Raw genomic sequence first — 19,408 nt, 5'->3', positions numbered from 1 at the left:
CCGGTGCTCCGGCCGCGGCTGTCGGGCAGGTCGTGCGGGTCGGTGACGGCTGGCGTCACAGGGCGGGGCCGAGCAGCGCCCCGGCTCCCAGGTCAAGCAGTTCGGCGGCCAGTTCCCGGCCGAGCTTCTCCGCGTCGCCGATCCCGGCGATCGCGGAAGCCCGCACCATGTCGACGCCGCCGTTCTCGCCTTCGACGGCAGCGGTGCCGCGCAGCGAGATGCGTTCCACCACCGCGCCCTCGTCGTCGAGGTCCTCGACGATCTCGGCGAGCGCGCCCACCGGCGCGCTGCACCCGGCTTCGAGCGCGGCGAGCAGAGCCCGTTCGGCCGTCACCGCGACCCGCGTGCTCTCGTCGTCCGCCGCGGACGCGAGCAGGTGCTCGACGTCCACGTCGGCGGCCCGGCACTCCAGCGCCAGCGCCCCCTGCGCGGGGGCGGGCAGCATCTGGATCGGGTCGAGGGTTTCGGTGATCTCGTCCACCCTGCCGACCCTGGCCAGTCCGGCACGCGCGAGCACCACGGCATCCAGCTCGCCGTCGGTGACCTTGCGCATGCGGGTATCGATATTGCCTCGGATCGGCACGATTTCCAAACCGAGACCCAGCGCGCGCAGCTGAGCCATGCGCCGCGCGGCCCCGGTGCCGACCTTCGCGCCCGGCGGAAGCTCGCCGAGGGTCAGGCCGTCGCGCGCGATCAGCGCGTCGCGCGGGTCCTCGCGCGGCGGCACCGCGGCCAGCACGAGGCCGGCCTCCGGCGCGGTGGGCAGGTCCTTGTACGAGTGCACGGCGACGTCGATCTCGTTGCGCAGCAACGCTTCCCGCAGTGCGGAGGTGAACACGCCGACCCCGATCTGCGAGATCGGGGCGCTGGAGAGGTCGCCGGGCGTGGTGACGGTGACGATCTCCACCTCCGCCCCGGTGGCGCGGATGGTGTCGGCGACGATGCCGGTCTGCGCGAGGGCGAGCTTGCTGCCCCGCGTGCCGATGCGAATGACTCTGGTCACTTACCGCTTCTTCTCGGTTTCCGGCGCTGTCGGGCTCGCCACGGCCGCAGGAGCCTGCGGGTCGAGGCAGAACAGTTCCCGCAACGCGTTGGCGTAGTCGGTGTCGGCCGTCTCGGCGGCCAGCTGCTTGACCCGCACCGTCGGCGCGTGCAGCAGCTTGTCGACCACGCGGCGAACCGTGCGGCCGACCTCTTCGCGAACCTGGCTGTCGAGTTCCGGCAGCCGGTTGTCCAGGCGGAGCAACTCCGCGTCCACCACCTCGGCCGCGCGCCTGCGCAGCGCGGTGACCGTGGGCGTCACTTCGGCACTGCGCTGTCCGGCGAGGTACTCGCGCACCTCGTCGAGCACGATGCCGTTGGCTTTGGCGGTCTGCCGCTCGGTGGTCGGGGCTCCCGCGTCGCGCATGCGGCGCTGGATCGTCTCCAGGTCGACCACGGTGACGTCGGCGAGGTCCGCGACCGCGACGTCGACGTCCTTGGGCAGCCCGAGGTCGCACACGACCAGCGGACGTCCCCCGCGCGCGGGCACGTGCCCGGCGAGGAACACCGCGTCCTGCGCCCCGGTGCACGCCACGACGAGGTCGGCCTGCTCGACCGTCCCGGCGATCGAGGACAGCGGCACCGAACGGGCCGGAATCCCCTCCGCGACGACCTTCTCGGCCAGCCGCGCGGCGTTGGCTTCGGTGCGGTTGGCCACGGTGATCTCGGCGATCCCGGCCTTCCGCAGCTGCGACGCGGCGAGCGCGCCCATCGAACCGGCCCCGACGATCAGCGCGTGCTTGCCCGCGATGTCACCCGCGGCGGCCAGCGCCTCGGACACGACGGACGCGCCGAGCTGGTCGAGCCCGGTCTCGGAGTGCACGCGCTTGCCGACGCGCAGCGTGGTCTGGATCAGCTCGTGCAGCGTGCGGCCGACGGTGCCGGCGTCGCGCGCGGTCGCGTACGAGGAGCGGACCTGACCGAGGATCTGCGTCTCGCCGACCACCATCGAGTCGAGGCCCGAGGCGACGGAGAACAGGTGCTCGACGGCCGCGCCCGCGTAGTGCACGTACAGGCTGTCGTACAGCTCGGCCGGCTCCATCCCGGCTTTGCGGGAGAGCACGTCCGAGACGTCGTTGACGCCGCCGTGGAACGTCTCCACCACGGCGTAGACCTCGATGCGGTTGCACGTCGAGACGAGCATGACCTCGCTGACGTGCTCCGCCTGCTGCAGGTCGTGCAGGACCTTGGTCAGCTCGTCCGCGGAGATCGCCGCACGCTCGAGCGTGCCGAGATCCGCACTGCGATGGGAGAGCCCGACCGCCAACACGCTCATTTCAGCGCACCACCATTCCGAGACCGCCGTCCGTACCGGCGCCGTTTCGTCCGCCGCTGCCATTGTCGGCGGCCCCGCCGGTTCCGGGTAACCCGGCATTCCCCTGGTTTTCCCCGGCGGACCCCGCGCTCGCCGCGCTGTCGGCGCGCCGGGCCACGTGGAACGAGAGGATCTGCAGTTCGACAGCCAGGTCGACCTTGCGGACCTCGACGTGTGCCGGCACCTGGAGCACTACCGGCGCGAAGTTGAGGATGCACTGGACGCCGCCCGCCACCAGCCTGTCGCACACCGACTGCGCGGCGGTAGGAGGTGTGGCGATGATCCCCACGGAAATCTCCCGTTCGGAGCACACGCGCGGAATGTCGTCCATGTGCGAGACCGGGAGACCCCCTACGGGGACGCCGATCAGATCGGGGTCGAGGTCGAAGAGCGCCTCGACCGGGAAGCCGCGGCCGGGGAAGCCGCCGTAGTTCGCGAGCGCGTGGCCGAGATTGCCGATCCCGACCACGGCGACGCGGTGCTGCCGGGTGAGGCCGAGGATCCGCTCGATCTGGCTGACCAGCACCTGCACCTCGTAGCCGACGCCGCGGGTGCCGTAAGAGCCCAGGTAGGAGAGGTCTTTGCGGAGTTTGGCGGAGTTCACGCCCGCCGCGGCGGAGAGTTCCTCGCTGGAGACGGCGGTGGTGCCCTGCTCGGCCAAGCCGGAAAGAATCCGCAGGTAGACGGCCAGCCGGGCGACGGCGGCCTCCGGAATCTGCTTCGCGCGGACCGCGGTGTCTTCCGCGTCAGAGACGGCGGGCATCTCGGCGGTCGGGGCGTTGTCGGCGTCCGGCGCGGGACGGGAGGTCCGGGCGGCGCGGCGGGTGCGGGGCTTGGCGTCGCTCTCCGCTGGGGTTTCGGCCTGGGCTTCGGCAGCGGCTCGGGTGGTCGCCCGGCTGGCGCGGCCGTTGCCGGACGCTGCGCTCGCTGCTGCGGACGCGGCGGCCCGGGTGGTCGCCCGGCTCGCGCGGCCGTTTCCGGAGGCGCGGCCGTTGCCCGCGGCGTGCTCGCCGCCACCGGCGACCTGGTCGTGCCCGGCCTGGCCGTTCTCGTGACTGGCTTCCGCCGAATTCCCGTTGCGCGCCAAGCCGTTCTCGCTCACCGTGGCGCGACGGCGACTTCCCGCGGCATGCCGTCCACCGGTCCGGCGCGCGGTCGGCGGGGCGGCTTCGGCGGCGTCGGATTCGTCGCGAGGAGGCGTGGCCGGCGGTTCGGCACCGCTGCGCCCACCCCGCTGTGTCACCACGCTGACTTCTCCTCAATCCGGCTTCGTGCCCGCGCTGTCCCCCACCTGCCTGTCCGGCAGTGGAAAACCAACCCTTGACCCCACGGCTTCCGTCCGGTTCGATGCCGGTCCTCGCGGGGACGGGTTCCTACGGTAGTCCACTTGTGAACGCATGCACAAAGTCACTGGTCATCCGCATGACCAGAAGCACAACCACGCCTGCCGGGACTCCAGGTCAGCACCGGGCGCCCACGTCCGTCGCGCGGCCTTCCTCGCTGTCCGTCAGGGGAACCCTGAGGAACTCTGAGTCCGTCAGGGTTCCCCTCACGCACAGCGAACCCCGCACGCGCGGCGGGGGTCCGGGCGGCGAAGCCCCGGGGTAGCTCAGGCCGCGGTGAACGGCACCGTGTGCCAGCCCGTCGCACCGTCCGGAACCGGGTCCGCGGGCCGGTCCGTCTGCGTGTAGCCGGACTGATCCGTGGCCCGCACCGTCACCGTGTGGCTGCCCGGCGGCACCGGCACCTCGGCCCACCACATCCGCCACGTGTCCTTGTTGACCTCGGCCGAGAGCGTCGCCGGGATCCACGCGCCCTGGTCCACCCGCACCTCGACCTTCGCGATCCCGACGTGCTGCGCCCACGCCGTCCCCGCCACCCGGACCTTGCCCGCGCGCACCGACGTCCCGTTGGCCGGTGCGTCGATCCGCGATTCGGTCTTGATCGGGGCCTGCTCCGCCCAGCCGCGTTGCAGCCAGTACGCCTGCCGCGCGTCCCAGGTCGTGAACTCCAGGTCGGTGACCCATTTGGTCGCCGAGACGTAGCCGTACAACCCGGGGATCACGATTCGCGCCGGGAACCCGTGCTCGACCGGCAGCGCCTCGCCGTTCATGCCGATCGCGAGCATCGCGCCGCGCGCCGGGTCCAGCGCGACGTTGGCCGGGGTGCCGCAGGTGAATCCGTCGACGCTGGTCGCGTACATCTGCTGCGCGCCCGCCCGCACGCCCGCCGCGTTCAGCAGGTCGACCAGGTCCACGCCGATGAAGTTCGCGGTGGAGATCAGTTCGCCGCCGACCTCGTTGGAGACGCAGGTGAGCGTCACGGTCCGTTCCACCAGCGGACGGTTCCGGATGTCCGCGTAGGAGAAGCTCACCTCGCGGTCGACCATGCCGTGGATCTTCAAAGCCCAGTCCTCGGCCCGCACCTGCGGCACGACGAACGCGGTGTCGATCCGGTAGAAGCTCCCGTTCGGCGTGATGAACGGCGGCGACCCGAGCTTGTGGAAATCCGCGTCCGGCGGCAGCGGCGGAGCCTTCCGGGCAGCGACCAGCGGCCCGACCGAAGCACGCGAGCCAGCCGCGCTGCCGGTGGTCGACACGACCTCGCCGACGATCGCCGCGACCCCCGCACCAGCCGCGATCCCCGCGCCGCGCTGCAACACCTGTCGACGGCTAAGTCCTTGTCGCAGTTCGGTTTCCGGCGGCAACGCGCGTTTGTGCAGCCAGCTGAACACCAGCAGCGAAGCACCCAGCGCCAGCACCGGAGCCAGCAACGCGAGCTGTCCGACGTCCGTGCGCTCGAACACCGCGAAGATCCCGAACGCGCCGACCACGACCACCAGCAGTTGACCCGGCAACGGACGGCTGCGCGAAAGCTGTCCGGCAAGCACCGCGAAACCCAGCAGGACCACGGCCAGGCCGATCTTCAGCACGGTCTTGTCCGCGGTCCCGATCGTCTGCTCCGCCCACACCACGACGGCGTGCGGGCTGTGCGCGATCACGAAGTCCGCGACCGCGACGAACGGCGACGCGTTGTACCCGACGAATCCGGCGACCAGATGTCCGACGCCCAGCGCGACGGCCAGCGAGACCAGGCCGATGAACGTCGCGATGCCCAGCGACAGACGCGGCCGGACGGCCGGCGGAGCTTCTTTCAACGCACTCACCCCACCATCTTCGGCGGGTCCGGCCCCTGCGGGCCCGTTCAAAGCGCTTACGGGTTGCTTACCGCAGCGCCGCGCGCAGCCGTTCTTCCTCGACGCGCCAGTACCCGTGCTCAACACCGTCGATCAGGATCACCGGGACCTGGTCGCCGTATTCGGCCTGCCATTCCGGGTCGCTGTCGACGTCCGCGGTCTCCCACGGCACACCCAACTCACCGCAGATCCGCGCGACGTCCGACTCGGCCACCTCGCACAGGTGGCACCCTTCGCGGCTCATCACGGTCACTTTGTGCACGGCACCAGCCTAAACGTCAGCGCAGCTTCAGCCGGCGCAGCTTCCCGGTCGCCGAATGCGGCAGCGTCTCGGCGAACTCGACGGTGTGCGGCACCTTGTACCCGGCGAGATGTGCCGTGCACTGGTCCACCACCTGCTGCTCCGACAACGACGCACCTTCGGCAGGCACCACAACCGCCTTCACCGCTTCGCCGCTGCGCTCGTCCACCACGCCGACGACGGCGGCCTCAGCCACGCCGGGCAGCCGCGAGATCACTTCCTCGACCTCGTGCGGAAAGACATTGAAGCCGTTGACGATGATCAAGTCGTTCGCCCGGTCGACCAGGTGCAGGTCGCCGTCGGAATCGAGATAGCCGACGTCGCCGGTCCGGAACCAGCCCTCGGCGTCCGGGCCGTGCGCGCCGTCCGGCCAGTACCCGGAGAACAGGTTCGCCCCGCGCACCGACACCAGCCCGGTGCTGCCGCCTGCCTCGAAGACGTCGTCTGGTTCTTCGGGGTCGAGCGGCAGGTCGTCTGCGGACCCGTCGGACTCCACCAGCCGCAGTTCGATCCCAGGCAGCGGCCGCCCGACCGATCCTGGTTTCGGGTAGCCGGTGACCAGCGTGGACGTCACCACCGGCGCGCATTCGGTGAGCCCGTAGCCCTCGTACACGTCGAGCCCGGTGGCCTCGCGGATCGCCGCGAGCACCTTCGGATGCAGCGGCGCGGCACCGGACGTCAGCCGTTTTACCGTCGCCAGCCCGCGGCTCAGTTCCGCGGTTTCGAGCGAGGCGAATTCGTTGTACATCGCGGGCACGCCGGTGATCGCCGTGACGCGATGTTCGGCGCAGTCTTCGAGCGTCCGCCGGGCTTCGAAGCGTTCGGACAGCACCAGCGTCGCGCCGACCGCGGTCGCCATGAGCAGCCCCGGGCCGAGACCGTAGACGTGGAAGAGCGGGATCGACACCAGCACGCGGTCGTCGTGCTCGGTCACACCGTCCACTTGGGACAGTTGATCGAGGTTCGCGAGCAACGCCCGGTGCGACAGCAGCACTCCGCGCGGCGGGCCGGTCGTGCCGGAGGTGTACGAAATGACCGCGGTGTCCTCGCCGGAACGACTGAGGTCGACCGGTTCGCCCGGCTCGTCGCTGCGCGGCGGCAGACCGGCGATGCCCTCGGGCAGTTCGGCGTCGTCGCGCTGCACCAGGCGTTTCGCGCCGCAGTGCTCCAGCAGCCGCTCCAACTCGGGTGCGGGGGCTTGCGGCGACAACGGCACGGCGATTCCGCCCGCGCGCAGCACCGCGAACAGGGCGACCGCGAAGTCAGCCGACGTCGGGAGCCGCAGCACCACCGGGTCGCCCGGAGCGACGCCAGAGGCGACCAGACTGCGTGCCTGCGCGTGCGCGGCTTCGTCGAGCTGTCGCCAGGTCAGCGTGCTGCCCGTGCCCGTCTCGGTGATCGCCGTGCGCTCCGGCCAGCGGCTGGCCGCATCGGCGAGCAGGCCGGCGACACCGTGGGCGGTGCTGATCCGGTCCACCCCCACCCCTCTCGTTCCGTTGCGGATTCGTCATCTTGTCACCCGTAATGGGGATGCCGCGCGATCGTCGCACCTCTGCCTGACCGGGACACTACCTACTTCGCGGTAACAACACGTATGCTGCACTGCGTCGCCGGGTGGCGTTGATCACTACCGGGTGACCCGACCAAGGGAGTCGTCGTGCCGAAGCCGCCGGTCCACGAGGAAGTGGGACACGCGCCGCGGCACGCCTTCGCGCCCTCGGACACACGCCCGGCAGCACCAGGGACAGCCGGAGGTGCCGCTCGATGACCCGTCCGATCACCCTGTCCGCCACCGCACACCGCGGGCCGGTCGCGATGTTCGCCGACCGCGTGTTCGGCGCGGCCGCGGCCGCCGTGCCGCTGCCCAAGGCGGACGCCGAACCGGATCCCGCCGAGGTCGCCAAGGCCGAGGCGTGGGAGCTGGTGCGGGCCGCGCAGGCGGGCGACTCCTCCGCGTTCGGCCAGCTCTACGACCGGTACGTCGACGTCGTCTACCGCTACGCGCTCTTCCGCCTCGGCGACCGCGACCTGGCCGAGGACGTCACCAGCGAGACCTTCCTGCGCGCGCTGCGCCGGATCACGTCGGTGAGCTACCAGGGCCGCGACGTCGGCGCGTGGTTCGTCACCATCGCCCGCAACCTGATCCTCGACCACGTGAAGTCCAGCCGGTTCCGGCTCGAGGTCGTCACCGACGAGGTCGCCGAACCGGGCGGCGTGCCCGGCGGACCGGTCGGCCCGGTCGCGCAGGCCGGGCCCGAACAGCAGGCGATCGCGGGCGCGACCCGGACCGAGCTGCTGCGATGTGTCGCCGAACTCGGCGACGACCAGCGCGAATGCATCGTGCTGCGGTTCCTGCAGGGGCTCTCGGTCGCCGAGACCGCCCAGATCATGGACCGCAACGAGGGCGCGGTGAAGGCGCTGCAGCACCGCGCGGTCCGGCGGCTCGCGCAGCTGCTGCCCACCGGCCTGCGTTGATCGTTCAACGATCAGCCGTAACTTTTTCGGCTTCTTAATCGTTTCTCACGCAGACCGGCGGTCAGGGCCGGGCGTTGGGTGGAGACGGAGCAGCACCGTGGGCGTGCCCGGGTGGTTTTCGCGTGGTCGGACCGAGAGCGAACGGTTCGACGACGCGATCAATGCTTCCCCCGGGCAGCGGCCGGACGAGTTCGCCGAAGAGCTGGCCCTCGTCGGCACCCTGCGCGAACTGGGCCAAGCGGGCGACCCCGACCCAGCCACCCGGGCCCGCATCCGCGCCGAGATCGAAGGCCGCATCGGCGAACCGCTTCCCCGCCGACGCTGGCGGCCGCGAATGGCCGACCTCGCCGCCGCGGGCATCGCGCTCATTCTGGGCTTGGGCGGGCTCACGCTGCTGCTTTCGCGAGACGCCTTGCCCGGAGACGCGCTGTACAGCGTGAAGCGAGCCGGCGAAGTCACCTCGCTCGGCCTGACCTTCGGCGACGAAGCCAAGGCCGAGAAACATCTGAAGTTCGCCGCGAACCGCGTCACCGAACTGAGCCGGATGAGCGACGCCAGCCCGGCGGCGTTCCAGACCGCCCTGCACGATTTCAGCAGCGACGTCCGCGCGGGCGTGGCCGAACTCACCGAGCTGGCGACCACGAACGGCAACCGCACGCGGCTGGCGTCGCTGGAATCGTGGGCGCAGAGCCAGTCGCGGCAACTGGAATCGGAACAGGCCGACGTCCCGGAGTCCGCCCTCTCGGAGTTCGAGCAAGCGCGCCTCCTGCTCGACCGGGTGCGGCAGCGGACGTCCGCGCTGGGCTCGCGGCTGAGCTGCTACCAGATCACCACCGGCACCACAGACGAACTGGGCCTCCTCCCGGCGCGTGGCGCGTGCACCCAGCAACCGCTTTCGCCCGGCGGCTCCACTCCGAGCAGCCCTCCGCCCGCTGCCGGGTCGAGCGTGCCGCCGACGGACTCCCCGCTGCCGGTGCGCTCGGTGTCCTCGCCGACGCTGAGCAGCCCGAACCAGCCGACTCCGACGCCGACCTCGACGGAGGTCCCGCGCACGGCGACCCCGCCGAGCGTGTCCCCGCCGATCACCGCCCCGACGCCGCCGCGGATCCCGACCCGGCCCGCTCCCCCGCCGGTCGTCTCGATCCCGCCGCTGCTGCCCGGCCTGCCGCCGATCGTCATCGGCTGATGCCTCGGTCCGTGAAGGGCTCCTTGAAGGAATCTGGTTCCCTCAAGGAGCCCTTCACGGACCGCCAGCCGCGACGTAGATCACTCTCGAGCGCGGTGATCGGGGCGGGTGGGCAACCCCTATCGGAGGCACGGGCCACATCTCCAACGGGTGAGTCGAGCGGTCGCTACCCTGTCCTGCAGGACCCGGTCGGCGTCGTCCGCCGGGACGTGCCCGAACCTGGAGGCGGTGTGCGTGTCAGCTTGGCGTGGCAAGGATAAGAGTCAGGAACTCGAGCGGCTCGCCACGCTCGCCGGCGAGGCGTCGGCCGAGGCGGCCTCGTCTTCGGCGCAGCTGGCGACGTCGGTTCCGCCCGCGCCGCCGGACCTCACCGCGGGCGCCTTCTTCGACGTGGACAACACGATGATGATGGGCGCGTCGATCTTCTACTTCGCCCGCGGCCTCGCCGCGCGCAAGTTCTTCACCTCCGCCGACCTCGCCGGTTTCGTGTGGGACCAGGTCAAGTTCCGCATCGGCGGCCGCGAGAACAAGGCCGACATCAAGACCCACCGCGAGCGCGCGCTGTCCTTTGTGGCCGGTCGCACGGTCGAGGAGCTCACCACGATGAGCGAGGAAATCTACGACGAGCTGATGGCGGACAAGATCTGGTCCGGCACCCGCGCGCTCGCGCAGATGCACCTCGACGCGGGCCAGCGCGTGTGGCTCGTCACGGCGACGCCGATCGAACTCGCCGCGATCATCTCCCGCCGCCTCGGCCTCACCGGCGCGCTCGGCACGGTCGCGGAAACCAAGGACGGCGTCTACACCGGACGCTTGGTCGGCGACATGCTGCACGGCCGCGCGAAAGCCCACGCGGTCCGCGCGCTCGCGTCGCGGGAAGGCCTGAACCTCAAGCGCTGCACGGCTTATTCGGATTCGCAGAACGACGTGCCGATGCTGTCGGTCGTCGGAACCGCGGTCGCGGTGAACCCGGACAGCGGCCTGCGCGACGTCGCCCGCGCCCGCGGCTGGGAGATCCGCGACTTCCGCACCGGCCGCAAGGCCGCCCGCATCGGCGTCCCGTCGGTGATCGGCGCGGGTGCGGTCGCGGGGGCGGTCGCCGCGGGGATGGCGTACCGCCGCCGCTGAGGCTTCAGTCCAGGACCGCGGTCGCTTCGACCTCCACCAGGAGGTCCGGCTCCGCCAGGAACGCCACACCGATCCCCGTCAACGGGGCCTGGATGGCGACGCCCAGCTTCTTCTCCGCCCGCTGCACGCCCTCGACGAACTCGCCCATCTTCTCCGGCGACCACTCGACGAAGTACACCGTCAGCCGCGCCACATCGGCAAAGGTGGCACCCACCTCGGCCAGCGCCGCGGCCACGTTCAGGTAAGCCTGCTCGACCTGCGCGGCCAGATCCCCGTCCCCGACGTGCCCGCCGTCGGCAGTCCGTGCCACCTGCCCGGCGATGTACACGGTCCGCGAGCCGGTCGCGACGGACACTTGGCTGTAGAGGCCGACCTGCGGCAGTGCGGCCGGGTTGACCAGGGTGACGGCCATGTTTCCTCCTGAAGCAGGGAAAGATCATCGGTTCTTCAAACATAGCATTGCAATGCTATAGAATGCCGCCATGGCGAGGGCGAAGGATCCGGCAGTGCGCACCTTGCTGCTCGAACGGGCAGCGCAGATGCTCCGCACCCGCGAACCGATCACCCTGCGCTCGCTCGTGGCCGGGACCGGAGTGTCGACGATGGCCGTCTACACGCACTTCGACAACATGGACGGCCTCTGGAAAGCCTTGCGCCAGGAGGGTTTTACCCGCTTGGCACACCGGATGGCCGAGGTCCGCCAGTCTGCCGACCCGGTACGCGACCACGCCGCGCTGATTTCCGCGTACCTCGGCAATGCGCTCGACCACCCCGACCTGTACCGCGTGATGTTCGACGCCAACTTCGAGCTGGAAGACGCCCAAGCCGCCGACGACACCCTCGAATACCTGGTGCAAGCCGCCGCCCGAAGCCGCGACACCGGCCGGTACCGCGAAGGCCTCGACGCGCTCGAACTCGCCACACAAAGCTGGGCCATCGCACACGGCCTGGTCTCGCTGGTCGCCAACGGTCCCTTGCCGCGCACCACACTCGAGCACGGCGCGCCCTTGCTGACCGCGCTGTTCGTCAGCGTCGGCGACGAACCTCAGCGCTGCGAACGCTCAGTGCGCCGCGGCTGGCACCTGCCCGGCTGAAACTCAGCCGCGGAAAACGCTGCGGCGCTGGGAAAGCCTGCGGTACAGCGCATGCTGGATCGACTCCCGCACCTGGTCGGTGAGCGTGAACACCAGCATCGGATCGTCGACCGCGTCCGGGCCGTAGTCGTCGGTGCGGATCGGCTCGCCGAACTCGATGGTCCACTTCGTCGGCAGCGGCACCGCGCCGAGCGGGCCCAGCAGCGGGAAGAACGGCGTGACCGGGAAGTACGGCAGCCCGAACAGCCGCGCCAGCACCTTCAGCTCGCCGATCTTCGGGTACGTCTCCTCGGCCCCGACCACCGACACCGGGATGATCGGCACGCCCGCGCGCATCGCCGCGGACACGAACCCGCCGCGGCCGAAGCGCTGCAGCTTGTACCGCGCGGAGAACGGCTTCCCGACGCCCTTGAACCCTTCGGGCCACACGCCGACGAGCTCGCCGTTGGTCAGCAGGCGTTCGGCGTCGGCGTTGCAGGCGAGCGTCTGCCCTGACTTGCGCGCGAACGACCCCACCAGCGGCAGCTTGAACACCAGATCCGCGCCGAGGCCGCGCAGATGCCGTCCGCCGGTCTCGTCGTGCACCGCGACCGCGGTCATCAGCGCGTCGAGCGGCAAGGTGCCGGAGTGGTTGGACACCAGCAGCGCGCCGCCCGCCTTCGGCAGGTTCTCGACGCCGAACGTGTCGACGCGGAACCACTTCTCGTACAGCGCGCGCAGCGGCGGCAGCACGAGCGTCTCGGTGAGCTCGGCGTCGAACCCGAACTCGTCCACCGCGTAGTCGCCGGTGAGCCGGTGGCGCAGGAAGGTGAGCGCGCTCCGGACCGACTCCGACAGCGGATCGGCCGCGGGTTCGCGCACCGGCCCGGACGGCTGCGCCGGGAACTCGACGACGGGCGCGTCCACGCGCTCCTCGGCCTGCTCCGGCGCCTCGGCCGGCTTCTCCCGGCCAGGTCCATGCAGCGGGATGACCTGTGCCTCAGCACCATTCACGGGATTCGCCTCACTTCCGGCCCTCGTCGCGTGGTTCATCGGCGCGCCTGCCCAGTGGCGGCGGCCTCGAGCACTTTCCCGGCCAGCCCGGCCAGTGCGCCGCCGTCGAGCACCGGGCGCAGGCCGCGGCCGGCCACGTAATCGTCGAACGCCTCGCGGGTGGTCCAGCGGGGCGTGTACCCGAATTCCTTCTTGAGCTTCGTGATGTCGACCGCGCGGCCGAAATTCAGCAGCCGCACCTGGTCGGCGGAGAAATCGACCAGCCGGGCCCCGCGCAGCAGCTTCCCGACCGACGGCACGACGCCGCGCGGCATCGGCAGCCCGACCCGGCCCGCCCGGCGGATCGCCTGCGACAGGGTGAGTACCCCTTCCGAGGCGACGTTGAACACGCCCGGCCGGTCTTCCAGAGTCGCCATTTCCAGCACCGACAGCGCGTCTGAACCGTGCAGGAGCTGCAGCCGGGAGTCGTACCCGAAGACCGTCGGCACGACCGGCAGCGAGAAGTACCGGGCCAGCACGGTGTCGACCTCGGGGCCGATGATGTTCGCGAACCGGGCGAGCGTGATGGTCAGGTCCGGGCGGCGGCGCGCGAGGCCGCGCACGTAGCCCTCCATCTCCACCGCGTCCTTCGCGTAACCGCTGGACGACGGCGGGATCAGCTCCGAATCCTCGGTGAAGACCGCCTGCGAACGCGCGCCCGCGCCGTACACCGCGGCGCTGGACTTCACGACGAGCTTGCGCACCTTCGGCGCGCGCTGGCACGCGGCGAGCAGCCGCATGGTGCCGATGACGTTGACTTCCTTGACCGCCGCGCGGCGGCTCGGCCCGGCCGGATGCGCGGTGCACGAGGTGTGCACGACCGTGTCCACCTCGGCGCTGCTGATCACCTTCGCGATGAGCGGATTGCGGATGTCGGCGCGCACGAACTCGGCGCGGCCCATCCGCTGCTGGACGTCCTTGGCGGGCGGCGCGGTGTCGACGCCGATCACCCGTTCAAGATCCGGATGGGCTCCGAGCCGGGCGAGCAGCTTGCCGCCGAGGTCGCCGGCGACCCCGGTGACGAGCACGATGTTCGAGGCCATGGAACTCCCTGATCGGCAGCAGTGTGCAAGACGGAGTGATCACTCGGGGTGCGCGAACCTGCACTCGCTGGAAGCATCGCGCTGATGCGCCCGCCATGTTACCGGCCGCAGGCACCCTTCTGACCAGGGCTTACCTCGTTTTTACGAGGGACGTCCGGATTGCGATACGCGCCTCACTCGATCGGGCGTACTCGGGCCCGAACATGAGTGTGGCCCGTCCAGAGACTGGACGGGCCACGAAACCTCAACCGCGCGGACGGCTCACTTGCCGGCCTTGCGCCGCTGCACGCGCGTGCGGCGCAGCAGCTTGCGGTGCTTCTTCTTGGACATGCGCTTGCGGCGCTTCTTGATCACGGAACCCATGGGCGCTCCTCTTGTCGTCGGTCACGCTGCCCGGCGCAGCGTCCAACGGGTGGAGCGCACAGGCACGAGCGGTTTACCAGGCTACTAGCGTCCCGGCGCGGGCTGGTCGGCGGGCATGGTTTGACGCATGCCCGGCGACCAGTCAGCCCACGTCGAAGTAAGCACCCTGCAGATACTCGTGCACCGCTTTTTCCGGCACCCGGAAGGACTTCCCGACTCTGACCGCGGGAAGTTCGCCCGAATGCACCAGGCGGTACACGGTCATCTTCGAGACCCGCATCAGCGTGGCCACTTCGGCGACTGTCAAAAACTGGACCTGCCCTACCGCGGGCAAATCCTCCCTCTTGTTCGGCGACATGTTTACCGCGTCCTTCGACACGTGTCGCGCCACGAGGCTTCCCCACCTGTGGTATCGACACGCACGTGCTCTTCCGAGGGTAGCGGGACAGGTGGGACTCGTGCGACGCCTGTCACCAGGATGGGCTCTCACCTGGGGCTTCGGATAGCCCAGACGGCCCAGCAGTGTCCGAAACGCCCGACTCGCCCGACCGCCCCGATGGGGCATGGATGCACTGAACGGACTAGCGGACCGCCGCCACTCGCCGCAGAGGCGCCGCGGCAGGGCCGGGCCAAGCATCAGCCGGGGCGCATGACTCCGCTCCCGCCGAGGTCCGTGAAGGGCTCATCGAGGGAATCTGATTCCGTTAAGGAGCCCTTCACGGACCCACGCGCCGTCGGCACTCGCCCACTGCCGCGAAAACTCGCCGGGACCAGGCAAGCGCCCGACGCGGCGTCGGGGCGGACGATCAGTTTTCGTGGGCGCGGCCCAGCTCCTCGGAGCGGTCGCGGGCGGCCTCGATCGCGTCGAGCAGTGCCGCGCGCACGCCGTGCTTCTCCAGTTCGCGGATCGCGTTGATGGTCGTCCCGGCCGGGGACGTCACCGCCTCGCGCAGCAGCACCGGGTGGTCCTGGCCCTCGGCGAGCATCTTCGCCGCGCCGACCGCCGACTGGATGATCAGCTGCCCGGCGAGCGCGCGCGGCAGGCCGAGCAGGATGCCCGCGTCGATCATGGCCTCGACCAGGTAAAAGAAGTACGCCGGACCAGATCCGGACAGCGCCGTCACCGCGTCCTGCTGCCGCTCCGGCACCTCGACGACCTGGCCGACGTGCGACAGCAGCTCCTTGACCGTCGCGACGTGCGCCGGCGTCGCGTGCTTGCCGGGTGAGATCGCACTCATCGCCTCGCCGACCAGCATCGGGGTGTTCGGCATCACGCGGACCACCGGCACCCCCGAAGCGAGCCGGCGTTCGTACAGCGCGGTCGGCAGTCCCGCGCACAGCGAGACGACCAGCGACGCCGTCCCGAGCAGCGGGGCCAGCTCGTCCAGCACCGGCTCGATGTCCTGCGGCTTCACCGCGACCACGACGATGTCCGCCTGCCGGGCGGCGTCCGCGACAGTCGCCGCCTTCATCCCCGGGTAGCGCGCCTCAAGCTCGCGCGCCCGCTCCTCGTACCGCTCGGTGAAGAGCAGGTCGCCTGGCTCGTGGCCGCCGTTGAGCAGGCCCGACAGCAGGGCTTCGCCGATCTTTCCCGCACCCAGCACCGCGATCACACTCATGCGGCCAGCGTGCCAAACGCGGCTCAGCCGCCCGGTGCCGGGGCGAGCGCCAGCTGCCGCACCTGCGCGACGAGCCGGCCTTGCGCGTCCACGACGGTGGCGTCCGAGTCGAACCACGGCTCGTGCACCGACCGCGCTTCGACGAGGATCCGCAGCCAGCCCGGGGCCGGGCGGGTGCGCAGCAGCGAGGTCAGCTGGACGGTCGGGGCCCAGCCGTGCCTGCCGAGGTTCGCCACCACCGGCGGGTTGAGGTCGCCCGCCAGGAGCGCGAAGTACACGTCGGGCTGGCCGACGCGCGGACGGGCCCACATCCGCAGCCGCGGCGGGTCTCCGGTCCGTCCGGACACGAACCCCGCGGTCGCCGGATCGAGTCGCACGTCGCAGGCGGCGGACAGGTGGAACGGGCCTTCCGGGGTGTCCTTGCCGAGCTGCAGCGCGCTCGACGGCGGTTCGGCGGGCATCTGCGGCAGGTCCGTCCATTCGGAACGGCGCATCGGCAGCCGGCCGACCGTGACCCGCGCCTCGACGCAAGCCCGGCCGCGCTGTTCGAGCGAGACCGCGACCACCGAAACGCGGCGGCCGACCTTGCGCACATCGGTGCGCAGCAGCACCGGGCCGAGCGCGGGCGCGTGCAGGAATTCGGTGCTCACCGCGAGCGGTTCGACCGTCGCGTCCCCGCGCTCGTGCAACGCGGCGGCAGCGGTTTTTGCCAGCAAGGCCACCAAAAACCCGCCGTGCGGATGGACCGCGATCGCCCATTCCAAACGCAACGTCGCGGTGAACGTGCCGTCCCCGAGCGACCGGACTGCGGTGGCCGCGTCGAAAGCGGTCGCGGTGTCGTCGGCCGCGCTCACGGACGACCGGCCACGGCGATACGGCGCGTGGAACCGGGTCCGGGGAAGACTGGAGACGGCGATGGCAGCGAGGTCACGCCCGCACTTTACGGTGCCCGGCCGCCTTTGCGAGCCGAGCCGGGCAGGGACCGCCCGGACAGCCGAGCAAGATCACCCGCGGATCACTGCCCGAGATGCAGGCGGGCGAACAGCAATGCCTCCGCCAACGCCCGGGCCCGCGCCGCCGCCCCCGTCGCGTGCCGGGTGTTGACCTCCAGCACCACCTGCCCGGAAAAGCTGTCACTCACCAGCTTTTCCAGCAATTCCGCACAAGGTTGCCCGCCATGCCCCGGAATCAGGTGCTCGTCCTTCGGAATTCCCGTCCCGTCCGCCAAATGGACATGACTCAGCCCGGCCCCCATCCGGTCGGCCAGTGCCAGCGCGTCCATCCGCGCCGCGGCCGAATGCGACAGGTCCAAGGTGTAGTGCCGGAATCCGACATCCGTGGGGTCGATGGAGGGGCGGAAGGCCGACACCCGCGCGTCACGCGATCCGCCGGGCGGGCGGACCTTGAACATGTTCTCCACCGCGACGTCGACGCCGCTCGCGTCCTCGAGTTCGTCCACGAGATCGCCGAACGCGTCGCCGTAGCGGCGCTGCCAGCGGAACGGCGGGTGCACCACGACCGTGCGCGCGCCGAGTTCCAGCGCGGCGTCCACGGAGCGGCGCAGGCGCACCTCGGGATCCGGCGACCAGATCCGCTGCGTGATCAGCAGCGACGGCGAATGCACCGACAGCACCGGCATCCCGGTGCGCCGCGACCAGCGCCGGATCGCCGAGACGTCCTGGCTGATCGGGTCGGCCCAGACCATGACCTCGACGCCGTCGTAGCCGAGGTCCGCGGCCAGCTCGAAGGCCGCGCCCGCGCGCAGCGGCCACACCGAGGCGGTGCTCAAGCCCACGGGGACGGGCGCGCTCTCACTCACGCGCCCATCCTGCCCCAGCGGCCTCGGCGGCGGGCTACTTGGCCACCAGCAACAGCGCCGCGGGCGACACCGTCACCACCAGCCCGACGAGAATCGCCAGCAGCGTCGTCTGCAGGTCCTCGGCGCGGCGGATCTTCCGCACGATCCAGACCAGCGCGACGATCACCAGCAGCGCGCCCACGAGCGCGGCGGGCGCGAGGTTGACCCACAGCCAGTTGAAGCCGAGCCACACCGCGGCGCCGCCGACGACGCCCAGCGCCAGCTGTCCGGCCAGCGTCAGCCACTGTTTGCCCGCCGAAACCGCGGGTTCCGGCTCGGCCTCCGGCGCGTCCTCGGCGACGGCTTCCTCGGGGTAGTCGTCGTACTCGTCGCCTTCGGCGTAGCCCTCGGCGTGTTCGTAGCCTTCGGCCTGCTCGTACCCGTAGCCGTCGTCGCCCTCGAAGTCCGGCTGGCCCTCGGGGTAGCCCGACGGTTCGGCGAACTCGCGCTCGTACTCGGACAGGTCGTCCTCGACCTGGTCCTTGCCGCCCGGCGCGAACGGCATCGGGGCCGGGTAGCCCGCGGTCGGCGGGCCCGCGTCGTAGTCCGCGGCGGCGGGCGGGTACTCGTCCTCGTAGCCGTCGTCGACGTAGTCGTCCTCGGCGTACTGCGCGGCCGGTTCCGGCTCCGCACCAGCGGGCGGGACGGCCGGCATCATGCCGACCTCGGTGTCCTCCAGTTGCTCCGCCTGCCGACGCTGACGCCATCCCGCGAGACCCGCTGGCGGCGCGTCTTCGGCGACGCCCTCGGCGGGCAGGCCGTCGACCGCGTCGAACTGCTCGGTGTGCGGCTCCTGCTTCGGCGCCGGACGGCGGGCCGGAGCGCGCCGCGGCCGGTTGGGAGGAGCGGCCGGAGCGCCGGGAGCCGGGAACGCGCCGCTCGCCATCGGCGTCGCAGGCGGTTCCGGGGAATCGCCGTCGAGACCGTCGAGCCGGGCGGCGAGGCCACCGTCCTGCGGGGGCGGCGGAGCCTGCGGGGCCGGGCGGCGGCGGACCGGCGGCACCGCGCCGCGGGTCTCCTCGCCGCCTGCCGGTGGCCCCTGCGGACGCGGCGGGCGGCCGCGCGGCGGCACCGGCATCTGCCCGGATTCCTGCGGCGGCGCGGGCGGACGCACGTAGCCCGAGTCCTGCGGGGCGGCGGGACGCAGGTAGCCGGTGCCCTGCGGACCAGGACCGGCCGCGGGCGGCGCGGGGCGGGCGAACTGGCCCGACTCCTGCGGCGGCGCGGGCGGGCGCACGTAGGCCGAGTCCTGCTGGCCGTTGCCCGGCCGCGGGTACTGGCCGGACTCCTGCGGCGGCGCCGGGGGACGCACGTAGCCGGAGTCCTGCTGGCCGTTCACCGGGTACTGGCCCGACTCCTGCGGAGCCGGGTACTGCCCGGAGGGCTGCTGGCCGGGACGCGGGTACTGACCCGATTCCTGCGGCGCGGGCGGCGCGGGCGGTGCCGGCCGGGGAGCCGCGTCCGGACGGCGACGGCCGCCCGGGGGACGCGACGGAGGCGGCGGGGTGCCGCCCTCGGAGGCCACCCGGTCGATGATCGCCTGTGGTCCGGTGTCGGTGAGGTTCGAGCGCCGCGGGGCGGCCTCGTCCTCGTCATCGGCCGCCCTGCGCCTGCGTCGCCGTGCGCCGTCGACCTGCTGCCCGTGCTGGGCGAGCAGTTCCGCCACGGTCTTCTGGGGCTGGTCGCCGCCGGTCTGGTCCGTCATACCGTGCTGTCCAAAGCGCGCTCGGGGTTGGTTGTGGTCACTCGGGCACACC

The 19,408-nt window shown here is 71.4% G+C and carries 19 protein-coding genes; 4 read left to right on the top strand and 15 right to left on the bottom strand.

Going from position 1 to position 19,408, the window contains the following annotated elements:
* Window positions 1-55: 55 nt before the first annotated feature.
* The 6 genes from hemC to ABZX37_RS32860 form a co-directional block, all read right to left on the bottom strand.
* Window positions 56-1,003 carry a hydroxymethylbilane synthase gene (gene hemC, locus ABZX37_RS32885; RefSeq protein ID WP_354746177.1) on the bottom strand — a complete coding sequence of 316 codons (948 nt, stop codon included), beginning with the start codon at window positions 1,001-1,003 and terminating at the stop codon, window positions 56-58.
* On the bottom strand, window positions 1,004-2,317 hold the full coding sequence (locus tag ABZX37_RS32880; RefSeq protein WP_354746175.1) for a glutamyl-tRNA reductase: 1,314 nt from the start codon (window positions 2,315-2,317) through the stop codon (window positions 1,004-1,006).
* 1 nt (window position 2,318) lies between these two features.
* A complete protein-coding gene (locus tag ABZX37_RS32875) occupies window positions 2,319-3,119 on the bottom strand; it encodes a redox-sensing transcriptional repressor Rex (RefSeq protein ID WP_354746235.1) in 801 nt (266 codons plus the stop codon).
* An 846-nt stretch (window positions 3,120-3,965) separates the two neighbouring features.
* Window positions 3,966-5,522 (bottom strand): molybdopterin-dependent oxidoreductase, encoded by a 1,557-nt coding sequence (locus tag ABZX37_RS32870; RefSeq protein WP_354746173.1) that lies wholly within the window; start codon window positions 5,520-5,522, stop codon window positions 3,966-3,968.
* Window positions 5,523-5,580: 58 nt separating this feature from the next.
* Complete coding sequence (locus ABZX37_RS32865; protein ID WP_354746233.1) at window positions 5,581-5,796, bottom strand: glutaredoxin family protein; 216 nt, start codon at window positions 5,794-5,796, stop codon at window positions 5,581-5,583.
* Between the two features lie 34 nt (window positions 5,797-5,830).
* A complete protein-coding gene (locus ABZX37_RS32860; RefSeq protein WP_354746171.1) occupies window positions 5,831-7,336 on the bottom strand; it encodes an AMP-binding protein in 1,506 nt (501 codons plus the stop codon).
* A 281-nt stretch (window positions 7,337-7,617) separates the two neighbouring features.
* On the opposite strand from ABZX37_RS32860, the gene ABZX37_RS32855 reads away from it, so the two are divergent.
* The 3 genes from ABZX37_RS32855 to ABZX37_RS32845 all read left to right on the top strand — a co-directional run bounded on the left by ABZX37_RS32855 (window position 7,618) and on the right by ABZX37_RS32845 (window position 10,642).
* On the top strand, window positions 7,618-8,328 hold the full coding sequence (locus ABZX37_RS32855; protein ID WP_354746169.1) for a sigma-70 family RNA polymerase sigma factor: 711 nt from the start codon (window positions 7,618-7,620) through the stop codon (window positions 8,326-8,328).
* A 97-nt stretch (window positions 8,329-8,425) separates the two neighbouring features.
* Window positions 8,426-9,514 carry a DUF5667 domain-containing protein gene (locus ABZX37_RS32850; RefSeq protein WP_354746167.1) on the top strand — a complete coding sequence of 363 codons (1,089 nt, stop codon included), beginning with the start codon at window positions 8,426-8,428 and terminating at the stop codon, window positions 9,512-9,514.
* Window positions 9,515-9,733: 219 nt separating this feature from the next.
* Entirely contained in the window at window positions 9,734-10,642 is a 909-nt protein-coding gene (locus tag ABZX37_RS32845) for an HAD-IB family hydrolase (protein ID WP_344288310.1), read from the top strand.
* Between the two features lie 4 nt (window positions 10,643-10,646).
* Here the strand turns inward: ABZX37_RS32845 and ABZX37_RS32840 are convergent, their stop codons facing one another.
* Complete coding sequence (locus tag ABZX37_RS32840) at window positions 10,647-11,054, bottom strand: RidA family protein (protein WP_354746165.1); 408 nt, start codon at window positions 11,052-11,054, stop codon at window positions 10,647-10,649.
* Between the two features lie 70 nt (window positions 11,055-11,124).
* Between ABZX37_RS32840 and ABZX37_RS32835 the strand changes: the two genes are divergently transcribed.
* The gene (locus tag ABZX37_RS32835) at window positions 11,125-11,736 is read left to right on the top strand and encodes a TetR/AcrR family transcriptional regulator (protein ID WP_354746163.1); all 612 of its coding nucleotides are present in this window, start codon (window positions 11,125-11,127) and stop codon (window positions 11,734-11,736) included.
* A gap of 3 nt (window positions 11,737-11,739) precedes the next feature.
* On the opposite strand, the gene ABZX37_RS32830 is transcribed toward ABZX37_RS32835, so the two are convergent.
* The 8 genes from ABZX37_RS32830 to ABZX37_RS32795 all read right to left on the bottom strand — a co-directional run bounded on the left by ABZX37_RS32830 (window position 11,740) and on the right by ABZX37_RS32795 (window position 19,356).
* Window positions 11,740-12,768 (bottom strand): lysophospholipid acyltransferase family protein, encoded by a 1,029-nt coding sequence (locus ABZX37_RS32830; RefSeq protein ID WP_354746161.1) that lies wholly within the window; start codon window positions 12,766-12,768, stop codon window positions 11,740-11,742.
* The gene (locus ABZX37_RS32825) at window positions 12,765-13,811 is read right to left on the bottom strand and encodes an NAD-dependent epimerase/dehydratase family protein (protein WP_354746159.1); all 1,047 of its coding nucleotides are present in this window, start codon (window positions 13,809-13,811) and stop codon (window positions 12,765-12,767) included. The genes ABZX37_RS32830 and ABZX37_RS32825 overlap by 4 nt, the downstream gene beginning before the upstream one ends.
* Window positions 13,812-14,072: 261 nt before the next feature.
* Window positions 14,073-14,174 (bottom strand): AURKAIP1/COX24 domain-containing protein, encoded by a 102-nt coding sequence (locus ABZX37_RS32820; protein ID WP_007030867.1) that lies wholly within the window; start codon window positions 14,172-14,174, stop codon window positions 14,073-14,075.
* Between the two features lie 142 nt (window positions 14,175-14,316).
* On the bottom strand, window positions 14,317-14,532 hold the full coding sequence (locus tag ABZX37_RS32815) for a helix-turn-helix domain-containing protein (protein ID WP_033291067.1): 216 nt from the start codon (window positions 14,530-14,532) through the stop codon (window positions 14,317-14,319).
* 448 nt (window positions 14,533-14,980) lie between these two features.
* The gene (proC, locus tag ABZX37_RS32810) at window positions 14,981-15,793 is read right to left on the bottom strand and encodes a pyrroline-5-carboxylate reductase (RefSeq protein WP_354746157.1); all 813 of its coding nucleotides are present in this window, start codon (window positions 15,791-15,793) and stop codon (window positions 14,981-14,983) included.
* Window positions 15,794-15,816: 23 nt separating this feature from the next.
* Complete coding sequence (locus tag ABZX37_RS32805; RefSeq protein ID WP_354746155.1) at window positions 15,817-16,647, bottom strand: thioesterase family protein; 831 nt, start codon at window positions 16,645-16,647, stop codon at window positions 15,817-15,819.
* Window positions 16,648-16,808: 161 nt separating this feature from the next.
* Window positions 16,809-17,612: a sugar phosphate isomerase/epimerase family protein gene (locus tag ABZX37_RS32800; protein ID WP_354746153.1), complete on the bottom strand. Its 804-nt coding sequence runs from the start codon at window positions 17,610-17,612 to the stop codon at window positions 16,809-16,811.
* A 34-nt stretch (window positions 17,613-17,646) separates the two neighbouring features.
* A complete protein-coding gene (locus ABZX37_RS32795; protein WP_354746151.1) occupies window positions 17,647-19,356 on the bottom strand; it encodes a phage holin family protein in 1,710 nt (569 codons plus the stop codon).
* Window positions 19,357-19,408: the final 52 nt, after the last annotated feature.

Source organism: Amycolatopsis sp. NPDC004079 (genome assembly GCF_040610415.1).
Classification (GTDB): Bacteria; Actinomycetota; Actinomycetes; order Mycobacteriales; family Pseudonocardiaceae; genus Amycolatopsis; species Amycolatopsis halotolerans.
This window is presented reverse-complemented; position numbering and strand designations above follow the sequence as displayed.